General features: G+C 65.6%; 15 protein-coding genes. 7 read left to right on the top strand and 8 right to left on the bottom strand.

The features are described from left to right. Positions 1–57: 57 nt before the first annotated feature. The gene (locus ZAL01S_RS05440; protein ID WP_066080892.1) at positions 58–1,599 is read right to left on the bottom strand and encodes a SpaH/EbpB family LPXTG-anchored major pilin; all 1,542 of its coding nucleotides are present in this window, start codon (positions 1,597–1,599) and stop codon (positions 58–60) included. Between the two features lie 762 nt (positions 1,600–2,361). Here ZAL01S_RS05440 and ZAL01S_RS05435 point away from each other — a divergent pair. Then, positions 2,362–5,931, top strand: coding sequence for an SCO7613 C-terminal domain-containing membrane protein (locus ZAL01S_RS05435; protein WP_217995470.1), 3,570 nt, complete (start codon positions 2,362–2,364; stop codon positions 5,929–5,931). Positions 5,932–5,948: 17 nt separating this feature from the next. On the opposite strand, the gene ZAL01S_RS05430 is transcribed toward ZAL01S_RS05435, so the two are convergent. Genes ZAL01S_RS05430 through ZAL01S_RS05410 form a run of 5 tightly spaced genes read right to left on the bottom strand, consistent with a single transcriptional unit; the run spans position 5,949 to position 9,940 of the window. Next, positions 5,949–6,911, bottom strand: a complete 963-nt coding sequence (locus ZAL01S_RS05430; RefSeq protein ID WP_066080885.1) for an Fpg/Nei family DNA glycosylase — start codon at positions 6,909–6,911, stop codon at positions 5,949–5,951. Then, positions 6,911–7,453, bottom strand: coding sequence for a ribose-5-phosphate isomerase (locus tag ZAL01S_RS05425; RefSeq protein WP_066080882.1), 543 nt, complete (start codon positions 7,451–7,453; stop codon positions 6,911–6,913). Before ZAL01S_RS05425 ends, ZAL01S_RS05430 begins: the two co-directional genes overlap by 1 nt. Beyond that, positions 7,453–8,070 (bottom strand): mycothiol-dependent nitroreductase Rv2466c family protein, encoded by a 618-nt coding sequence (locus ZAL01S_RS05420; RefSeq protein ID WP_066080879.1) that lies wholly within the window; start codon positions 8,068–8,070, stop codon positions 7,453–7,455. The genes ZAL01S_RS05425 and ZAL01S_RS05420 overlap by 1 nt, the downstream gene beginning before the upstream one ends. Positions 8,071–8,117: 47 nt before the next feature. Next, complete coding sequence (locus ZAL01S_RS05415; RefSeq protein WP_066080876.1) at positions 8,118–8,831, bottom strand: ABC transporter ATP-binding protein; 714 nt, start codon at positions 8,829–8,831, stop codon at positions 8,118–8,120. 26 nt (positions 8,832–8,857) lie between these two features. Continuing rightward, on the bottom strand, positions 8,858–9,940 hold the full coding sequence (locus tag ZAL01S_RS05410) for an FtsX-like permease family protein (RefSeq protein ID WP_066080873.1): 1,083 nt from the start codon (positions 9,938–9,940) through the stop codon (positions 8,858–8,860). Between the two features lie 142 nt (positions 9,941–10,082). Here ZAL01S_RS05410 and ZAL01S_RS05405 point away from each other — a divergent pair, with 142 nt between their 5' ends. The 5 genes from ZAL01S_RS05405 (at position 10,083) to ZAL01S_RS05385 (ending at position 16,149) form a co-directional block, all read left to right on the top strand. Beyond that, a complete protein-coding gene (locus ZAL01S_RS05405) occupies positions 10,083–11,297 on the top strand; it encodes a sensor histidine kinase (protein WP_083523102.1) in 1,215 nt (404 codons plus the stop codon). Beyond that, positions 11,294–11,929 (top strand): response regulator, encoded by a 636-nt coding sequence (locus ZAL01S_RS05400; protein WP_066080867.1) that lies wholly within the window; start codon positions 11,294–11,296, stop codon positions 11,927–11,929. The genes ZAL01S_RS05405 and ZAL01S_RS05400 overlap by 4 nt, the downstream gene beginning before the upstream one ends. Positions 11,930–12,037: 108 nt before the next feature. Further along, positions 12,038–14,590, top strand: coding sequence for an aminopeptidase N (pepN, locus tag ZAL01S_RS05395; protein WP_066080865.1), 2,553 nt, complete (start codon positions 12,038–12,040; stop codon positions 14,588–14,590). Positions 14,591–14,689: 99 nt separating this feature from the next. Continuing rightward, positions 14,690–15,661 (top strand): mechanosensitive ion channel family protein, encoded by a 972-nt coding sequence (locus tag ZAL01S_RS05390; RefSeq protein WP_066080862.1) that lies wholly within the window; start codon positions 14,690–14,692, stop codon positions 15,659–15,661. Positions 15,662–15,669: 8 nt separating this feature from the next. Further along, positions 15,670–16,149 (top strand): globin, encoded by a 480-nt coding sequence (locus ZAL01S_RS05385; protein ID WP_066080859.1) that lies wholly within the window; start codon positions 15,670–15,672, stop codon positions 16,147–16,149. 33 nt (positions 16,150–16,182) lie between these two features. On the opposite strand, the gene gdhA is transcribed toward ZAL01S_RS05385, so the two are convergent. Beyond that, the gene (gene gdhA / locus ZAL01S_RS05380) at positions 16,183–17,523 is read right to left on the bottom strand and encodes an NADP-specific glutamate dehydrogenase (protein WP_066080857.1); all 1,341 of its coding nucleotides are present in this window, start codon (positions 17,521–17,523) and stop codon (positions 16,183–16,185) included. A gap of 139 nt (positions 17,524–17,662) precedes the next feature. Further along, a complete protein-coding gene (locus ZAL01S_RS05375) occupies positions 17,663–18,364 on the bottom strand; it encodes a hypothetical protein (protein WP_159421600.1) in 702 nt (233 codons plus the stop codon). 127 nt (positions 18,365–18,491) lie between these two features. Here ZAL01S_RS05375 and ZAL01S_RS05370 point away from each other — a divergent pair, with 127 nt between their 5' ends. Next, complete coding sequence (locus ZAL01S_RS05370) at positions 18,492–19,415, top strand: acyl-CoA thioesterase (protein ID WP_370664270.1); 924 nt, start codon at positions 18,492–18,494, stop codon at positions 19,413–19,415. Positions 19,416–19,672 lie beyond the last annotated feature (257 nt).

Genomic DNA, 19,672 nt, shown 5'->3' with positions numbered 1-19,672 from the left:
CTGTGGCCGGTGACGGTGAGTGCAGGGCACACTCACCGTCACCGCTAGGCCCTCACGCTAGGCGACGGTGGGCTGGTCCTCACGGTCGCGGCGGCTCGTGACGATACCGCGGATCACCAGCACAAGACCGAGGAGCAGGATGAGGCCAACACCCCAGGCACCGGTTGCCGGAAGGTTGCCGAGGATCGTGTTCTTCTGGTTCATCACGCTAGCCGTGAGCGTGCCAGCGTTGCCGCCCTCGCCCGGCGTGTACGTCACGAGGATCGGCTCCGGGTTACGGACGAAGCCTGCAGGAGCGTCGGTTTCGAGCACACAGTAGGTCTCCGAGATCGTTCCGGTCGCGTCAGTGTTCGTCGACGACACCGGAACGGCGAAGGCCTGCGCGGTCGAGGCAGCACCACCGGTGACACCCTTTGCCGTGGTGATGGTCGTACCCTTCTTGCCTTCAGCGTCGGTCGACATGGTGAGCGCATTGCCACTCAGCGCATACTTGCCGCTGCCGGGTGCGGTCTCGGTGCAGCGGTAGAGCTCGAAGACGGCACCGTTGAGGGCCGCGTTGTCCGTTCCAGCCGGGCCAGTCTTCGTCACGACGAGGTTCGCGAAGGTAGTCGAAGCCGGGTCCGGCTTGCCGTCACCGTTCGCGTCCACGTCGGTCGTAATGCGCATGCCGTTCGGGCCGATCAACGTAGCGGTGTTCGTGATAACGCCCGAAGTCGGAATCGACTTCACGGTGGCCGAGAAGCCGACGCTCACGGCGAGAGCCGGGTCGCTCACGCGCTGCTCTTGGAGCTTCTTGCGGCCAGCTTCGGTGAAGGTCACCGTGAGCTTGTTGTTGGCGGTGTCGATCGTGTAGTCGGTGGCAGGATCAAGCGTCACCTTCGTGTTACTGGCCTTCACCGTGACCGGCGACGCAACCAGCGTGAGGTCAGCCACGAGCTGGTCTTCCATACCGAAGGCGGTGAGGTCGCCAGCTGGAACCGGGAGGTTCACGGTGTAGTCAATGTTTTGGCCGAGCGTCGCCTTGTCATCGTTCACGGCCTTCGTCGGCTGAATCTTCTGGTTCTTGGGGTAGACGTTCTGCGTGTAGTCCCATGCACCGTTGGCACCCTCGTGGGGAAGGGTCACGATGAAGGGGGCTGCAACGGTGTAGTTGCCGAGCTGCTTTTCGGTGACGAGATAGGCACCAACCTTGATGTCCGGATTCGTAAAGCTCGCAAGGCCCTGCGCATCCGTCACCTTCGTGACGGGACCGCCGAGGGTCACGCCGCCATCATTCGCGGTGTCTCCGTCAGAAAGCTGAGCCGCCGTCACACTCGACAGCGTCGCCCAGCCAGCGCTCGTGGTGAGGTCCACGTTCGTGAGGCGCTTCACCTCAAAGGTGACACCCGGCAGGGGGTCCAGGCCTGTGGGAGCGGTTCCCGGGGCCGGCTGCGGGCTGACCGGGTCCCCCACGTACTTATAAATGTTCAGCGTGACGGCAGCGTTCGGGTCAATCGTGTCGGCTGCCTGAGCCGGTGCAGCAGGAGCAACCGCTCCAGCAAACACGGCTGCACAGGCGCCAACGAGGCCAAGAGCGGCCTTCCAGGTACGTGATTTCACTGTCAACCTCAAGGTAGTGACGACGAACCCCACCGGACCGCAAGCGCACACTCAACATCACTGGCAGGGCAGTTGCAGGGCAAGCAACACTTACACGACACTACGCCTTCAGGGTGACGTTGGATAAAGCACGTCTCGTTTTTGAGCAGTCCCACAAGTTCGATTTGTCACGCATCCGCGAATCTTGCGAGTTGCCCTCGCTTATCCTCAGGTAGCACTTCGAGCGCGGGTTATCCACAGCCCGTCCCCGCCGCCCTTGTTTCGGCCTAGCCTCGAACCATGATCGGCAGCACGAACACGGGCCAGGACGACCGGCCCGCGCATTCCTCGGCATTGCCTCGTCCGCGGGTGATGCCAGCACACGTGATTCCACTTCCGCCCCGCGCCGATCTTCTCATCGCCCCGTCGAGGTGCCCCTGGTGTTCCTTCGGCCCAGTCGCTGCGCCGCTCTGCCCAGCCTGTGGCTTCGATTTCCGCTGCGCGGAAGCGGGCGAAGCGTGGCGCGCCTCTGAACAGGCGGTTGGTGCGCTCCAGCGCCGCGCGGAGCTCTTGCAACTCGCGCATCAGCGCGGCCAGGCCCTCCTCCTCCAGCAGCGGGAGGCTGTCGCCCGGGCGCACGCCGTGGCGGCCAAGGCTTCGCACGCGCAGGGGCGCCCGCCGCACCCAGCGCCGCAAGCCACGGCGCTACAATCCGGCGCGCCTCCCCACCAGCACCCCACGCCACGTGCTCACCCGACACCGGCGCACACCCCCGTAGCACCCGTGCCGCCGGCACCCAAGCGCTCCGCTGTGCAGATCCTCATGCTCGTGCTTGGTATCGCGCTCTTGTCGGTCGCTTCGATCGTCTTCCTCATCTTTGCTTGGGTCATCGCGGGTGTCGTTGGCCGAACGATCGTCGTTGGGTTCCTCACGCTCACCGTGCTCGTGCTCTCCGCGGTGCTCGCACGCGGCAAGCTACGGGGCACTGCGGAGGGTCTCGCGGTCCTCGGATCAGTGCTGTTGCTGCTGGATTGTTGGGGCTTGCAGAGCGAAGACCTCCTCAACATCCCGTCACATCTGACGGGCATCTCCTGGGGTGCGGCGCTCGTTGCGGTGTCGGCGCTCCACCTGGGATGGGCCGCCATCGGGCTTCTTCGGGCGCCGCTCATTGTGTCGGCGTTCCTGCTCCCGTTCGCGGGCCTCGTCACGGTTGATGGCCTCACGAATGTGCTCGAGATCGAGTTGCCCGCCGCAATGGCGTTCCTGGCTGTGGCTGGCCTCGCGCTCGTTCATCCTGCTTACCAAGCTGTCCTCGATCGTCGAAGCGCATTGCACGGTCTTGCGGCCGGGGCTCCCGGTCAGCCGCCCAAGCGCCGCTCCTTTGAGCCGCGGATGCTGCAGGCCGCCGCGGTCGTTTCACTCGCGGTTGTCCTCCTTATCCTCCTCGGGAGCGTCTTCGGAGGAAGCGTCGTCTCAGCTGGGGCGCCATTCTTCCTCACGGGATGTGTGCTCGCCGCGCTGTCTGCCTGCGTCGCCGCAGGCCATGCGCTGCTCAGCTGGCAGCGTCGACCCCGCTCTCGGTTCTCGCTCGGTGCATGGTTCCTGGCGTTCACGCTCCCCTTCGCTGCGCTCGCTGTGATGGGCCTGGCGCTCAGCCTCTCCGCTGACATCCCTGCGGCGCGCATCGTAGGAGACACGGTCTTCACGCTCATGCTGCCGGTCGCCCTCGCGCTGGCGTACGTACTGCACACCCGAGTCCGCGCACTCGCCGGGCACACGCTGCCGCTCCTCATCGTCACGAGCGCAACGTTCGCGATCCCGGTCGCGGTGTGGTTGCTCCTGCTCCTGGTCTCGCCCTTCGAGTGGGCGTTCACGACCTCATCGGTTCAGGAGCTCGACGGCGTACTCCTTGCAGTCTGGCCGGAGGCCGCCGGTCACCGTCTCGGTCTTGGTCTCGGCTTCATCGCGGCCGCCATCCTCCTCACGGTCGGACACCGCCGGAGCCGTCTTGCCTCGCTCGCGGTGCCACTCTCCGCTGCGGCAGCCGTCGCAGCTCTCGCGAACGGGATGCCGATCTGGCTCGCCGCGTGGCTTGTGGCAGGGCTCGGCCTCCTTGGCGTGGCGATGTTGGCGGTGCTTGACGCACGGCGAGCCCAGTCGACACCCCCGCCGCTGACCGGTGTGCAAGCTCGGTCTGCTGGTGTCTTCGCAGCCGTTGCGTACCTCCTCCTCGAGACGATCGGTTTCGCTCTCGCCCACGCCGCCGCGAGCGCGGCGACGATCCTCGTCATCGCTGGCATCTGCTGGCTTGTGACGCTGGGCCGCGGCGCAATGACCCGCACCGTCATCTGGTCACTCATGCCGCCGCTGCTCACGCTCCTCGCGGTCGTGACTGTCATGACGTGGTCCGCAGAGCTGCAGCCGCTCGAGTTCTCACCGGTGCTCACTGCATGTGTGCTTGTGAACACGGCACTTCTTGCGCGCACGCTCGCCTTTGACCGCCAGCAGCTGGCTCGCGTGCTCAGCACGGCGACTGGTGTGGCCCTCGGCACGCTCGCGCTGCCGTTCCTCGTGCTCGTGGTTGGGACCGTGTTCGACTCGCCAGAGCTGCCCGTGCTCGCCACCATCGCCATCGTGGGAAGCCTCGTACTCTTCGCGGCAACGCTCGTGTGGGCGCGTATGGTGCTGCCCGAGCGATGCCTCGGCGCGGCAGCCAGCGCCATCCTCCCGCTCACGGCGCTGCCGGGCATCAGCATGCTCCTCCTTCGGAGTTTCGAGCCGTTCCCGCAGCGGCCTGCCGAATCGATGGGGCCTATCGGGTCCGCCCCGCTCACGCTCATGCTTGGGGCACTCCTCGCGGCGGGCATCGTCCTCATCGTGCGCAGCGCGCGGCGGGGCCCGCAGGCTGATGCCCTGCGCCCGGCCGAATGGACAGTGGTTGGCCTCGTCGGCGCGGCCTTGCCAACGATCTTCGCGAGCGGACCGGCTACCGCAACCATCACCCTTCTGGGCCTCGCGTTGACGCTGAGCTTCCTCGCTCTCCCGAGCCGAGTCACGGATGCACACACGGTTTCACCCGCCGCGCGACGCGTTCGCCGCTCGCTCCTCACACCGGTGCCGGCACTAGTTTCGCTGGCGTTCTGGTCAGCGTGCGAGGCCTGGATGCCAGGCCTCGCCGCAAGCTGGCGAATGACCGTCATCGGCGGCTTGTTCATGGCGAGTGCCTGGCTCCTGTGGAGCGTCACGCGCGCGGCAACGTCGCCGAAGCTTGCCCCCAACGTCGCGTTCTACGCTGCACTCGCGCCGCTGCTCCTCTTCACGCCGCACCTCGTCGCAGCGCTCGGGTCACCAAACCTCGAACCGCACACTGCGCTCCCCGTACTCGCCGCCGTGTTTGTCGTCGCGTGCGTCACCGTCATCCCGTTCACCCGAGCCTCGCTTCGTCGACTCCTGCAGCTGTTCGCGTGGAGCGGCGTCGCAACCTCATGCATCACGACGCTCCTGTGGTTCGCTGCCCCGGTCGCCACGCGCATCCCATGCGTGCTCGGCGCTGCCGCCGCCCTCGTCGTCCTCACGATCGGCGGGTGTTTCGCCGCGAGCGCCTTCGCCCGGGCACGACAGCAGGCCACCCCGCGCGCGGCGCTCGTCCTCATGCTCTGTATGCTCGAACTCCTCGTGTTCACCACAGCGTTCTGGTCACCAGAACGGCTGCTGCAAGACCTCACCCGTATCGCCTTGGTCGTCGTCCTCGGGGTGCTCACGATGGCGCTTGCTGCTGCCCCGGAGCGAGTGGGTCAGGCCCTCGCGCCCCGAAATGCTGGCTTCGTCTTCGTGCTCACGACCGGTGTCATCATCTGCACCGCCATCACCGAACTCATCGTCGGTGGGACGAGCCCACTCGAGCTCGCGTCATGGTGGCGCACGGAAGCACTCGTCCTCCCCCTCGGTCTCGCATGGCTCGTGGTCGGGGCTCTGCTCCTGCGCCGTTACCGTGCCGTGTCGTCATGGCAGGCCCTCGCGCCGGGGCTGCTCGTCCTGTCGCTGCCGATGCTGCTCGCGGAGCTTGCTGCGCCGCACGGCATCCGGGCGATCGTACTCGCCGTGTGCACCGTGCTCGCGGTCATCCTCGGAGCCGTCTTCCGGATGCAGGCACCGCTGCTCATCGGTGCCGTCACGACGCTACTGCACGCCTTCATCACCTTCTGGGCGGTCGCCGTGCTCGTGTGGACGAGCGTCCCGTGGTGGATGTGGACGGCGCTTGCCGGCATCGTGCTCGTCGTCTTCGCAGCCACCTACGAGGCGCAGATCCGCAACGCGAAACGGATGGCGACGGCGTTCTCGAAGCTTCGCTAGTGGCCCGATCTAGCCAGCTAGTGCTGGCATCCGGGGCACCAGTACAGCTTGCGGGCCTGCATCTCCTCGAGCGCGACCGGGGTACCACAGCTGCGGCACGGCTCCCCCGCGCGGCCGTACACCCAGTGCCGGTCTTCACGATTGCGGAGCGCAGCAATCCTGCGGGCGCCGCGGAGACCGTCGATCGTCATCATCTGTCCGACTTCGACGCCGATCTTCAAGAGCTTGCACCAGTCAGTCCAGAGCGCTTCGGCTTCGTCACGCGTGAGCGAGTTGCCAGGTCGATGCGGGTCAAGCCCCGCTCGGTAGAGGATCTCCGCGCGGTACACATTGCCAATGCCGGCGACCACCGATTGGTCCATGAGGAGGATCCCGATCGGCGTCTTCTTCGCCAGCACGCGTGAGACGAAGCGTTCCCGAGCCTTCGCGCCGCGATCAACGAGGGGATCCGGGCCGAGCTTGTCGAGTTGACGTTCGAGCTGTGCTTCGTCGATCACTTCGCAGGCGGTCGGCCCGCGGAGATCTGCACAACTGGACTCGGTGAGGAGACGCACACGGACCGCTCCGACCGGCTCCGGCGGCCAGGCAGCCAGCTCACCCTCGGCCTCATGCTCCGCCATACGGAGGCGCGTCCGCCGCGGTGCCCCGATTGAGGCAAGTGATGTCTCGCCGCGCGAGTCCTCAACCTGGATGCTGCCGCTCGGGCGAGAATACTCCCCCGTCTGTCCAAGCGTCGTCGACACCTCGCCCGAGAAGTCCCACGCCCCGTAAATGCCGAGATGCACGCGCAGCCACAGGCCATGCTCGAAGCGCGAGAACATCTGCTTCCCAACGGCAAAGGTCTCTTCGAGGAGGTGCCCGTCAAGGAGCGCAGCACCGTCCGCGAAGCGGCCCTGCGGGCTGGAGACCGCGATCCGGTGCCCGTCGAAATTGGCGTTGAACTGGCGCGCGATGCGGTGGACGGAATGCCCTTCGGGCACTAGTTCGCCGCCGCCTCGTCGCTCTCGAGCACGGCAGGCGTTGCGCCTTCAGTCGGCTCGAGCACTTCCTTGCCGCTGATGAGGCCAATCTGCTCAAACTCGGCAAGCTGCGAGATGCGGCGCACGTGACGTTCTTCGCCCGGGAACGGCTCAGCGATGAAGACGTCGATGAACTCGAGTGCTTCCTCGAGCGTGTGCTGGCGCGCACCGATCGAGCACACATTCGCGTTGTTGTGTTCGCGGGCGAGCTTTGCGGTGGCAACGCTCCACACGAGTGCTGCACGCACGCCCTCGACCTTATTGGCCGCAATCTGCTCGCCGTTGCCCGAGCCGCCGAAGACGACACCGAGCGAAAACGCGCCCTCGCGCCAGTCGTTCGCGACGGCCTGTGCGGCGTTGATGCAGAACGACGGGTAGTCGTCGAGTGCGTCGTATTCGACCGGTCCGTGGTCGATGACCTCGTGGCCCTGCGTGGCGAGGTGCTCCTGGAGTGCCTTCGAGAATTCGAGGCCTGCGTGGTCGGTGGCGATATGGATACGCATTAGTTGAACTCCGGTCCGCGGGTGCGTGAACGCTTCAGCTCGAAGAAACCGTCGTATTCGGCGGCCATGACGATGCCGTCGAAGAGGCGGAGAGCCTGCTCGCCCTTCGGTGCGGGCGAGATGACGGGGCCAAAGAAGGCGACGCCGTTGACGGCGATGATTGGAGTACCGACGTCCTGGCCAACGCGGCCGATGCCGTCGCGGTGCGAGGTTTCAAGCGCCTCATCGAATTCGCCAGCTTCGGCGCGAGCGAGGAACGATGCGTCGACGCCTGCGGCTTCAAACGCCTCGCCCACGAGGGCGTCGTCGCTGCGGCCCTCGTGGTGGATGCGTTCACCGAGTGCGTCGTAGAGCGCCTTCACGTGCTCGTTGCCAGCTTCCTGCTTGAGGCCCGCGAGCGCCTTCGTGAGGACGAAGGTGCGCTGGTGGGCAGCACCGTGGCCCGAGAGGTAATCGGCATCCGCGTGCTGGGCGCTGTTGAGGAGCCAGAGGCTCATCGGGGTCCACTGCACGTCCAGCTCGGGACGCTGGCGGGCAACGTCCTCCATCCAGCGGGAGGTTATCCATGCCCACGGGCATGCCGGGTCAAACCAGAACTCAACCGTCGTCGTAGCCATACCGCAAGCCTAGATGCTGGAGCAAGCGTCGTGCGCTGGGCGTTCGCTCACGACATGACCCCAACGCTCGTGCGTCCTTCCCGCGCTTCGAGCACGCCGTCCTGCATCCGGTACACCGTGTCAAAGAGTGGCAGGTGTGCCTGTTCGTGCGTCACGACGAGGGTGGCAGTGCCAAGCTCGTGTGTAAGGCTCGTGAGCAGTTCCATGATGTGGTTGCTGCGGGTGACGTCGAGCGCCGATGTCGGCTCGTCTACAAGGAGGGTTCCGGGACGGTGGATGATCGCGCGGGCAATGTTCGCGCGCTGCTGTTGACCGCCGGAGAGCTGGGCGGGTCGACGCTTCGCGAGATCGCTGATGCCGACGAGTTCGAGCGTCTCGTCGATCCGTGCGTTCTGTTCTGCCGTCGACAGGCGCGCAAGATCGCCTGCGCCTAGCCGCACCATGAGTTCGAGCTGCTCGCGGACCGTGAGCGCGCCGAGGAGCTTCGGCGTCTGGAACACGATGCCGAGGTGTTCGAGACGGGCGGCAGCGGCGGCTCGTTCTGGAAGGGCGGTGATGTCGCGGCCGTCAAGGAGCACGGTGCCGCGAGCGGGGCGGACGAGACGCGAGGCCACCGCGAGCGCGGTCGACTTGCCGGAGCCGCTCGGCCCGGTGAGACCTGCGATCTCGCCGTCGGTGACGGTGAGGCTCACATCGCGGAGGATGTCGCGGATGCTGTCGCCGTCTTGGACGCGGTAGGTGATCTGGTGAAGTTCCAACATGATGAGTCCTTGGAGGTTGTTGCGGGTTAAGCGTTCTGGAGCGCGGTGAGCGGGTCGGCGTTCGTGACTTGGTGAAGCGACACGAGCGCACCGAGGAGACCGGCAATGAACATGCCGAGCGAGGGAAGGCCGAGCGTCCACCAGCTCACGAGGAACGGGACGCTGCCGGATGCGGCCGAACCAAGGGCGAAGACCGCGATGCCACCGACGATGACCCCTGCCGCGAGGACGAGCGCCGCCTGCGCGAGGGCGTCGCGAGCAACCCACGCGGTGGGCGCACCGAGGGCCTTGAGGACCGCGATGTCGCCGCGGCGCTGCATGGTCCAGACGAGGAAGAAGACTCCGACGACGAGGACCGAAGCGCCCATGAGCATGAGGACCATGAGGCCGAGCGAGCCGAGTTCTGACTTGAACGATTCGATGGCGAGGAGGGCAGGCAGGATCGGCGTGGTGGTCGTACCGGCGTGGGTGTCGAGTGCGGCGGTGTCGAATCCTGCCGGGAGCGCATCCTGATCGATCAGGAGAACGTTCGCGAAGGCGTGGGGCTGGCGGGCGCCATCGAGCACGCTGTGGAGGGTGTCGAGGGTCATGTACGCGACAGGCATGTGGGCGTGGTCGGTGCGCGACACGATGCTCGAGACCGTGAGCTCAGCGCCGAAGGCGGCGATCTGTTCGCCCTGAGCAACGCCGAGCTTGTCGGCAGTCTCCGCGTCGAGCGCGATGGCGCCCGCGGGCAGCTCACCCGCGGTGGGGAGCGCAACATCCGCGCCGAAGATCGTGACCGGGGCGCTGTCGGAGCCAGTCGCGCCGTGCTCAAGCGGCACCTGCGCGAGACCGAGGGCTGTCACAGCCCCGGGAGCGGCGGCTTCCCACTGCTGAGCGACCGCTTCGTCGATGGCGGAATCGGCGAAGCTCTCACGTTGCCCGTCGGGCATGGCGAAGACGACGTGTTCAGCGTTGCTCGCGAGCAGCGCCGAGACGTTCTTTTCGCCGAGGCCAGCGGCGAGGCCGCTCACGAACCCGACGAGGAGGGTCATGAGCGCAACGACGCCCGCGATGAGGGCAAAGCGTCCTGCGGCGGCGCGGATTTCGCGAAGTGCAACAAACACGGTGGTCCTTCCTGGCCCGGGACGTCCCCGAGCACATCTCCACTCTCGGTGGGAGAAGAAGGACGCAGTAGATGCAAAGGAGCAGACTTCAGTTCGTCCAAAAGGATGAAGTGACGCCCGCGTGCCGCTCTACGATCGAGGTATGACAAGGACTGCGGCATCCCCCGTCGGCCGCAGTGTGCTCGCCGGTTCGGTTGGGCTTGCGCTCCTCCTGCTCGCCCTGCCGCTGCGCGACGCATTCGAACATCGTCCCGATGTCTTCACGCTCATCGTGGGACTTGTCGCGGTGGAGGCAGTGCTCCTGCTCACGGCCTTGCATCCCGCATTCGTGGTGCGCTCAAGCCTGGACCGCCCCGCGCAGTTGCTCAATGTCCGCAATACGCTCTGGCTCGCGCTCATCTGCGTGCCGTGGTCGTGGCTCATCGTGTTGACCCCGGACGCCAGTTATCTCGGCCTCGCCCTCTACTTCCTCGCCCTCTGGCTCCTGCCGCCGGTGACCGGATCTGTCGCCGCGATCGTGCTGGCGGCGCTCACCGCGACCGGTCAGGGTGTCCACCACGGCTGGTCCTCGGGCGCCGTGCTCGGCCCGCTCGCCGGTGCCGCAATCCTCATCGTCGTCATGATCGGCTTCCGCGCGCTCATGGCGGAGTCGGCGGCGCGCGCCGCGCTCATCGCCGAGCTGCGGGCGACGCAGTCGCGCCTTGCCGAGACCGAACGCGAGGCGGGAGTCCTTGCTGAGCGTGCCCGCCTTGGCCGCGAATTGCATGACACCGTGGCACAGCATCTCTCGAGCATTCAGCTCCTCATTCACGCGGCGGAAGCGCACGGTGCTGGCCGCGATGCCGCGAGCGCGGGTGCGCTCGTCCAAGCCCGTGAAGCAGCGGCGGCTGCGCTCGCAGACACCCGCGCCTTCATCAAGGATCTTGCGCCCACTCCTCTGCAGGAAGCGTCCTTTGAGGCTGTCCTCGAGCGTCTCGCCCGCGATGCTGGCGCTGAGTTCGAGTGCACGGGCACCGTCACGAAACTGCCTGTACCTGTTGAGGCCGCGCTCGTACGCATCACGCAAGAGGCCCTCCAGAACACAGCAAAGTACGCGGGCGATGCACCACGTCGAGTCGCCGTCGAATGCGAAGACGACCAGGTCGTTGTCGAGATTGCCGACGAGGGGCCTGGCTTCGTGCTTGAAGAGGCAGGGCCCGCACCAGATGGCAGCTCGGGCTACGGCATCCCGGGCATGCGCGCCCGTGCCGCCGCGCTTGGCGGGTATCTCGCCGTGGTGACTGCCCCCGGCGAGGGCACGCTCGTGCGCGCATCCATCCCCATTCCCCTCGCTCACGCTGAGGAGCCCACCACATGATTCGTGTCCTCATCGCCGACGACCACCCGATTGTTCGTCAGGGCCTTCGCGCCGTCATCGCCACCGACCCCGAGATCACTGTCGTGGATGAGGCTGCCAGCGTGGACGAAGCGATCGCCCGCCTGGACTCGCACGACGCCAAGGGTGAACCGGTGGATGTCGTCACGATGGACCTTCGCTTTGGGCCGTCGGATGGCGGTGTCATCGGTACGAAGCGCATCCGCGCCCGCCAGCCAGCGCCCGCCGTACTCGTCATCACGAACTATGAGGATGACGCTGACATCGTCGGGGCCATCGAGGCCGGCGCGAGCGGTTACCTCTTGAAGGACGCTCCGCCCGCAGAGCTCCTCGAAGCGATCCACCTCGCCGCCGCGGGACGCACTGTGCTCGCGCCGCGCGTCTCCATGCGGCTCGTCGAGCACCTGCGCGCACCGAGCGTGCAGCTCACGGCCCGCGAACGGGATGTCCTCGAACTCATCGCCGAGGGCCTCTCGAATCAGGACATCGGCGAGCGGCTACATCTGAGCCAAACCACCGTGAAGAGCCATCTCGCCCGCCTCTACGGCAAGCTTGACGTCCCCAGCCGGACCGCGGCTGTTGCACGCGCGAGGTCGCTGGGCCTGCTTCCGTAGGGGCTCCACAATCACTGGCGTCCACCCCACACTGCCCGGCTAGGATGCGGCATATCCGCAGCGTCCCGCTGCGCCGGGACTTCCCCGCTCTCGTCTGAAAGGTTGCTCATGCCAGGAAAGAACCTCAGCCGTGTCGAAGCGCAGCAGCGCCGCAGCGTCGTCGACAACGCCCGCTACGACGTCTCGCTCGACTTGACGACCGCCGAAGATACGTTCCGCGTCGTCTCAACGATCAGCTTCGACGGTGTTGAGGGTGAGAGCACCTTCATCGACGCCATCACGAAGACCGTGCACCGGATCGAGTTCAACGGTGAATCACTCGACCCCGCCACGCACGCTGATGGCATCCGAATTCAGCTTCCCTCGCTCGCGAAGCACAACACGCTCGTCGTCGAGGCCGACATGATCTACATGAACACGGGTGAGGGCCTGCACCGCTTCGTCGACCCGGTCGATGGTGAGGTGTACCTCTACTCGCAGTTCGAGGTGCCGGATGCTCGCCGAATGTTCCCTGTGTTCGAGCAGCCCGACCTCAAGGCCGAGTTCCAGTTCTCGGTCGTCGCGCCGAACCACTGGCAGGTCGTCTCGAACCAGACGACCCCCGAACCCGAGGTCGTGGATGACGCCCGCTCGCGCTGGACGTTCGCTCCCACCCGACGCATCTCGAGTTACATCACGGCTCTCGTTGCTGGCCCGTACGTCGTCCACCGCGACGAGCTCACCTCGAGCGACGGCCGCACCATTCCGCTCGGCGTGTTCTGCCGTTCTTCGCTTGAGGAGTTCATCGACCCCGACTACATCTTCGACATCACCAAGCGGGGTTTCGAGTTCTTCGAGAACGCGTTCAAGGTGCCCTACCCCTTCGAGAAGTACGACCAGCTCTTCGTCCCCGAATACAACATGGGCGCGATGGAGAACGCCGGCTGCGTCACCTTCACCGAGACGTACGTGTTCCGCTCCAAGGTGTCGGACGCCGTCAAGGAGCGCCGCGTCGTCACGATCCTCCACGAGCTCGCCCACATGTGGTTCGGTGACCTCGTCACGATGAAGTGGTGGAACGACCTGTGGCTCAACGAGTCCTTCGCCGAGTTCATCTCGACACTCGCCACCGCTGAGGCCACCGAGTGGACCGAAGCTTGGACGACCTTCGCTTCAATGGAGAAGGCCTGGGCGTACCGCGAGGACCAGCTGCCGGGCACGCACCCGATCGTCGCCGACATCCCCGACCTGCAGGCTGTTGAAGTGAACTTCGATGGCATCACCTACGCCAAGGGCGGTTCGGTCCTCAAGCAGCTCTTCTTCTGGGTTGGCCGCGAGAAGTTCCTCTCGGGTGTGAGCAACTACTTCCACAAGCACGCGTGGAGCAACACCGAGCTTGAGGACCTCCTCAGCGAGCTCGAGGCGGCGAGCGGCCGCGACCTGCGCGACTGGTCGGCGAAGTGGCTCGAGACCGCGGGCGTGAACACACTCCGCCCGGTCGTCGAGGTGGACGAGCAGGGAAACTACACCTCGGTCGTCATCGAGCAGAGCGCACACCCCGACTACCCGACGATCCGCCCGCACCGCCTCGCCGTTGGCCTGTACGACGAGGTGGACGGCAAGCTCACGCGCGTTGAGCGTCTCGAGCTGGACGTTGACGGCGAGCGCACCGAGGTGATGGAGCTCGTTGGGAAGAAGCAGCCCGCGCTCCTGCTCCTGAACGACGACGACCTCAGCTACGCCAAGATCCGCCTCGACGAGCACTCGCTCGAGACCGCCATCAACCGTCTCGCGGAGCTCGACTCCCCGATGGCCCGTGCCCTCGTGTTCGGCTCGGTGTGGGATGCCACTCGCGACGCCGAGATGCGCCCGCGCGACTTCATCAAGCTCGTGCTCGGTGCTGCCGGTGCAGAGTCGGAGTCGACGACCCGTCGCACGATCCTCGGCCAGCTCGAGACGGTTGCGCGCATGTACGTCGACCCGAGCGTGCGTGCCGAGTTCCTCGCCGAGGCCGGCGACGGCGTACTGGAGCTTGCCCGCACCGCGGCGCCCGGCTCGGACGCCCAATTCGGCTTCGTGAAGGCCTTCGCGAGCCTCGCTCACACGCCCGCACAGCTCGACACGGTGGAGGCGCTCTTTGAGGGCCGCGAGGTGTTCGTCGGTCTCGACATCGACACCGACCTCGGTTGGGAGCTGCTCATCGCACTCGTTGCTGGTGGCCGCCGCGGCGCGGATGACGTTGAAGCTCGTCTCGAGGAAGACCGCACGGCCGACGGTACCCGCTCAGCAGCGCACGCGCTTGCCGCGCTTCCGACAGCAGAGGGCAAGGAAGCTGCCTGGCAGCGTGCCGTGGTCACCCCGGGTGCCACGAATGATGTCGTACGCGCGACGGCACTCGGCTTTGCACGCGCAGACGCCGAGCTCATCGCGCCGTTCGTGTCGCGCTACTTCGACGCGCTCGACACAGTGTGGGCAGAGCGTTCCTTCCACATGGCATCGTTCATCATCGAGGGCTTCTTCCCGGCAGAGCTCGCCAATGAAGAAGTCCGCGACGCCGCTACTGCATGGCTTGATTCGCACGAGGATGCCTCGCCCGCCCTTCGCCGCATGGTCCTCGAGGGCCGCGCTGGCGTTGAGCGTGCCCTCGCTGCGCAGGCCCGCGACCGCCAGGACCAGGAGTAACTCGCACTGAGCTGCACCGCCACGGGGCCGGATTTCGAGCAGATGTCCGGCCCCGTGTGGCACACTCGGCTGCTTCGACATTCCTCAGGAGGACGCCCCATGAATCCGTTGATCACGTGGACCGAGGTCCAGGATGCGATTTCCCCGTTCGAGACCCTGTTCTGGCTCGTCGGGTACATCGTGGGCGGCGTGATCCTGCACTGGATCCTGAGCCGCGTCATCCGCCGCTCGGTCGAAGAGATCGTCTCGGGCGTGAAGCGTCGCCGCGGCACCACCGACACGCAGGCGATTGCCATGCGTTCGCCACTCAGCGCCGTCCGTACCGTGCAGCGTACGCGCACGATCGGCTCGGTGCTGCAGAACGTCGTCACGGTCGTCCTCTCGATCATCGTGATCGTGCTCTGCGTGAACCGCATCGACCCGAACCTGCTCGCCTCGCTCTCGCTGCTCTCGGCAGCGATCGGTGCGGGTCTCGGTTTCGGTGCCCAGCGCATCATCGGTGACGTCCTGAACGGCCTCTTCATGGTGCTGGAAGACCAGCTCGGCGTCGGCGATGAAGTGGATGTCGAGCACGCAACGGGCATCGTCGAGAAGGTCGGCGTGCGCATCACGCAGGTTCGCGACGTCCACGGCACGCTCTGGTTCGTCCGCAACGGTGAGATCGCCCGCGTCGGTTCGAACTCGCAGGGGTGGAACCGCGCCATCATCGACCTCGCAATCCCCTACGACGTCGACGTCGAGCACGCCAAGCAGGTCATGCTGCGCGGTGCCGCAGCCCTCGCGAACGAGCCGGAATGGATGGAAAAGTTCATTGAGGAACCGAACGTCTGGGGTATGGAGACCCTCTCGGCCGAAGCTGTCGTGGTTCGCCTTGTGGCGAAGACCCGCGCCGGCATGCGCTGGGAGGTTGAGCGTGCGCTGCGCCAGCACATCCAGGCAGAGTTCAAGCGCGAGGGCATCAAGCTCCCCGCGCTCAATACGATCGTCTTCGACGGCCCGAACGGTCTTGATGTGCAGCCGTGCAATGGCACCGGCATTGATCGCATCAACCAGACTCCCCCGACCCGTTAGGACAACTCATGGCCCAGGTGCACCTTCGCCGCGGCGAAGACGGCGACACAGCCTTGCCGACGCTGTATGACGAGGTTGGCGGCGAACCGTTCTTCCAGGAGCTCGTCGAGCGCTTCTACGCGCGCGTCCGCGAGGATGAGGTGCTCTGGCCGATGTATCCGGCGGACGATCTTGACGGCGCCATCCATCGCCTCGCCGCCTTCCTCGCTCAGTTCTTTGGCGGGCCGAGCAGCTACTCGGCTGAGCGCGGACATCCGCGCCTCCGGATGCGCCATGCGCCCTTCCACGTGAATCCTGAAGCCCGTGATCACTGGCTTGAGCACATGACGCGCGCGGTTGAAGAGATGGGGCCGGCCCCGATCCACCGCGAGGCCATGCTCGATTACTTCGACCGGGCATCACGCGCGCTCATCAACACCTTCGAGCCAACGCCGCCCGTTGGAGAGCGTGGCCCGAAGGGTGACACCGATCTCGGCATCCTCGCCTAGACGGCTGCGCGGGCTGGCTCAGCGGTTGCTCGTCTAGACGACGCCCTGCGCGATCATCGCTTCAACCACCTTCGAGAATCCGGCGATGTTCGCGCCCAGGGTGTAATCGCCGGGGGCACCAAACTCCTCCGCTGTGTCTCGGCACCGCTGGTGTACCTGGCGCATGATGTCCTCAAGCCGGGACTCTGTGTGTTCGAAGCTCCACGAGTCGCGGCTCGCGTTCTGTTGCATCTCCAGTGCGCTCGTCGCGACGCCGCCAGAGTTTGCTGCTTTGGCGGGTCCGAACAGCATGCCCGGCGTCTCACGGTAGATCTCAATGGCAGCGGCGGTGTTGGGCATGTTCGCCCCTTCCGCAACGCACAAGCAGCCGTTGCGGATGAGCCGTTTCGCGTGTGGAGCATCGATCTCGTTTTGCGTCGCACAGGGCAGCGCCACATCAACCGGGATGTCCCACACGGAGGTAGCGTCTTCACGGAACTCTGCCTGCCCCGGAACCTCGTCGAGGTATTCGTGGATTCGGCCACGGCGCTCGAGTTTGATCCGCTTGAGCGCCTCGAGTTTGATCCCGTCAGGGTCGTAGATGACGCCGGACGAATCGGAAGCGGTGACGACCTTGGCACCGAGCTGCTGCGCTTTCTCGATGGCATAGATGGCGACGTTTCCGGCGCCGGAAACGGCAACTGATGCGCCATCGAGTGCGCGTCCCTTCGTGGCCAGTAGCTCTCGCACGAAGAACACGAGCCCGTAGCCGGTGGCTTCGGTGCGTGCTTGCGATCCGCCCCAGTGCGTGTGCTTGCCGGTGAGGACACCGGCTTCAAAGCGATTCGTGAGGCGTTTGTACTGACCGAAGAGGAAGCCAATCTCACGTGCTCCAACACCGATGTCGCCGGCCGGGACATCCGTGTGTTCACCAATGTGGCGGTGGAGTTCTGTCATGAACGACTGACAAAAGACCATCACTTCACGTTCAGACTTGCCACGCGGGTCAAAGTCTGCACCGCCTTTGCCCCCACCAAGTGGAAGCCCCGTGAGCGAATTCTTGAAGATCTGCTCAAAGCCAAGAAACTTCACAATGCCGAGATTCACTGAGGGGTGAAACCGAAGGCCGCCTTTGTACGGCCCGAGGGCGGAATTGAACTCCACACGGAACCCGCGATTAATGTGCACACGTCCGCTGTCATCAATCCACGGAACACGGAAGATAATTTGGCGTTCCGGTTCGCAGAGGCGACGAATGATGTCGAGGTCGAAATATTCCGGATGCCGTTCCAGCACCGGCCCCAAGCAATCGAGCACTTCAGCAACGGCTTGGTGAAACTCGGGCTCGCCCGCATTTCGGGCGAAGATGTCCGCCTTGATCGTCTCGAGAGTCATGCGCGTTCCTTCCTTGCAACGGCATCATTGGCGTCGGTCAGGGGCCGGGAGCAGGTCCCGGTGCAGCAATCCGCCCCCGTCGGCGTGGGCTGACGGGGGCGGACAGGCTATCGGCTCTGAACTGTGTCAGGCCTGAAGGCTACGCCGCGGGGCGCTCCTTGACGCGGACGAGCACGTGGCCGCGGAGCGTCGAGAGACGCTTCCAGCCGCGCTGCTCGGCAACCTGAACGCGGCCAGCTTCGCTGCCTTCGGGGGCGAGGAAGCCGAGCGCGAAGGCACCGAATGCGACACCGGCCGGGAGGCCGTGCGGAATCGGGCGCATCCAGGTGGCGGTGCGGGCTTCAGCAAGCTTCTGCTGGTCTTCGTTACCAGCCTGCTTGAGCTCGTCGAGCGCCTTGCCGACCTGCTGGATGCCCGAGCGGGCGACCTTGTTGAGCGACGGCTCATCGAGCTCGCCAATCGCCTGCCAGCCCTCGCGGCTCGGGAGGACGCCGGCCCAGGCGTCGTTGCGACGCTCGACCGGAAGCTCAACTTCCTGGCCCGGTGCTTCGTGGGCGAAGCGGTCGAGGAAGCCGCGGATCGGCATGACCGCGTCAAAGACACCGTCGCGAAGGTCGCTCTCGTCGGCACCGACGATCTCGCCCTTCATGACGCGGAGGCCGAGGACGATCGGCTCGGCGTCGAGCAGGCCCTGGGGGCGAAGCACGGGGGTCCACACGGCGATGAAGCCGGGCTCAGCGACGATACGCACCGAGCCGTCCTCGATACGTGCCGCGCGGCGGAGGTAGGTCATCAGGTCACGGCCACCGGCCGGGTCTGCAAATCGAATAGTTGCGCTCATGGCCCATAAGGTAGTCGTCGTGACACCGACAAACCAGGCGCCCGAGGAAACCGCAGGTGAACGACACGCCGCATCTCACACTTCGGATGGATTGCGGGAACATCACCGCTCCCATATTTGGGATCCCGTGAGTGTCAAAGCACCGGCACCGTTGAGCCTGGAGGAGCTCGAGCAGCTACCGCCGCTCGAGGCGTTCCTGCGCACCCTGAACCTCATTGACACTGGCGCCTGCACCAATGAAGACATCTTCACGGGGCCGAGCCAGTGGATGCCGCACGGTCGAGTCTTCGGCGGGCAGGTGGCGGCGCAGTCGATTGTCGCCGCGGCACGCACGGTGCCCGAAGATCGCGTCATCCATTCGATGCATGGCTATTTCATTCGCCCTGGTGACATCCACTCACCCATTACGTTGAGCGTGGCTCGTCTTCACGATGGAGGAAGCTTTACGACGCGACGGGTACAGGCCTACCAGTATGGCAAGACCATCTGGTCGATGATTTGCTCCTTCCAGCTGGAACAAGACGGATTCGCGCATTGTGAAGCGATGCCGGAAGGGCTGCCGGCTCCCGAGGATCTTCCCGCCGAGGCTGGAGAGATCGAAGCGGCCGGCGAGCAGCTGGCGAACTATTGGATGCATCGTCGACCGTTCATCACGAGGCACGTGGATCAGCCGATCTACACCACGCCGGCAGCGGAAGCGACGGCCCAGCAGGCGCTCTGGGTGAAGGCCGTCGACACCATGCCCGATGATCCGGTGCTCCACCAGGCTGCCATCGCATACTTCGCCGACTACACGATTCTCGAACCCGTGCTCCGCCGTCACGGAATTACCTGGACGGATCCGCGCCTGAGGCTCGCGAGCCTCGACCACGGCGTCCACTGGCACCGTCCTGCGCGTGTCGATAACTGGCTCTTGTACGTGCAGAACTCAACCGCTGCACAGGGTGGACGCGGCCTCACGCTCGGGCGCATCTACACGCGCGACGGTGAGCTCGTCGCAAGCATCACGCAAGAGGGCATGGTGCGTTTGAAAGACCTCAGCGCCGAGTAGAGCTCCAGCAACAGCCAAGGAGAACTGCCACTACAACTGACCCACCTGGGCTGGGCTGGGCTGGGCTGGGCTGGGCTGGGCTGGGCTGGGACGTGATTCTCGGGGGCGAAGCCCACGAGTATCGCGGCTCGGCCCAGCCCTTTCCGCAACCCGTAAAAGAGCCCGACCCTCCGCCCATGCTCCCCCAGCTACGCCGCCCATCCAAGGCGATAACAAAAGGGGCCATCCGGGAACAGCCCGACCACACAACAAAAAAA

Source organism: [Zimmermannella] alba NBRC 15616 (assembly GCF_001570905.1).
In the GTDB taxonomy this organism is placed as follows: domain Bacteria; phylum Actinomycetota; class Actinomycetes; order Actinomycetales; family Microbacteriaceae; genus Pseudoclavibacter; species Pseudoclavibacter albus.
This window is presented reverse-complemented; position numbering and strand designations above follow the sequence as displayed.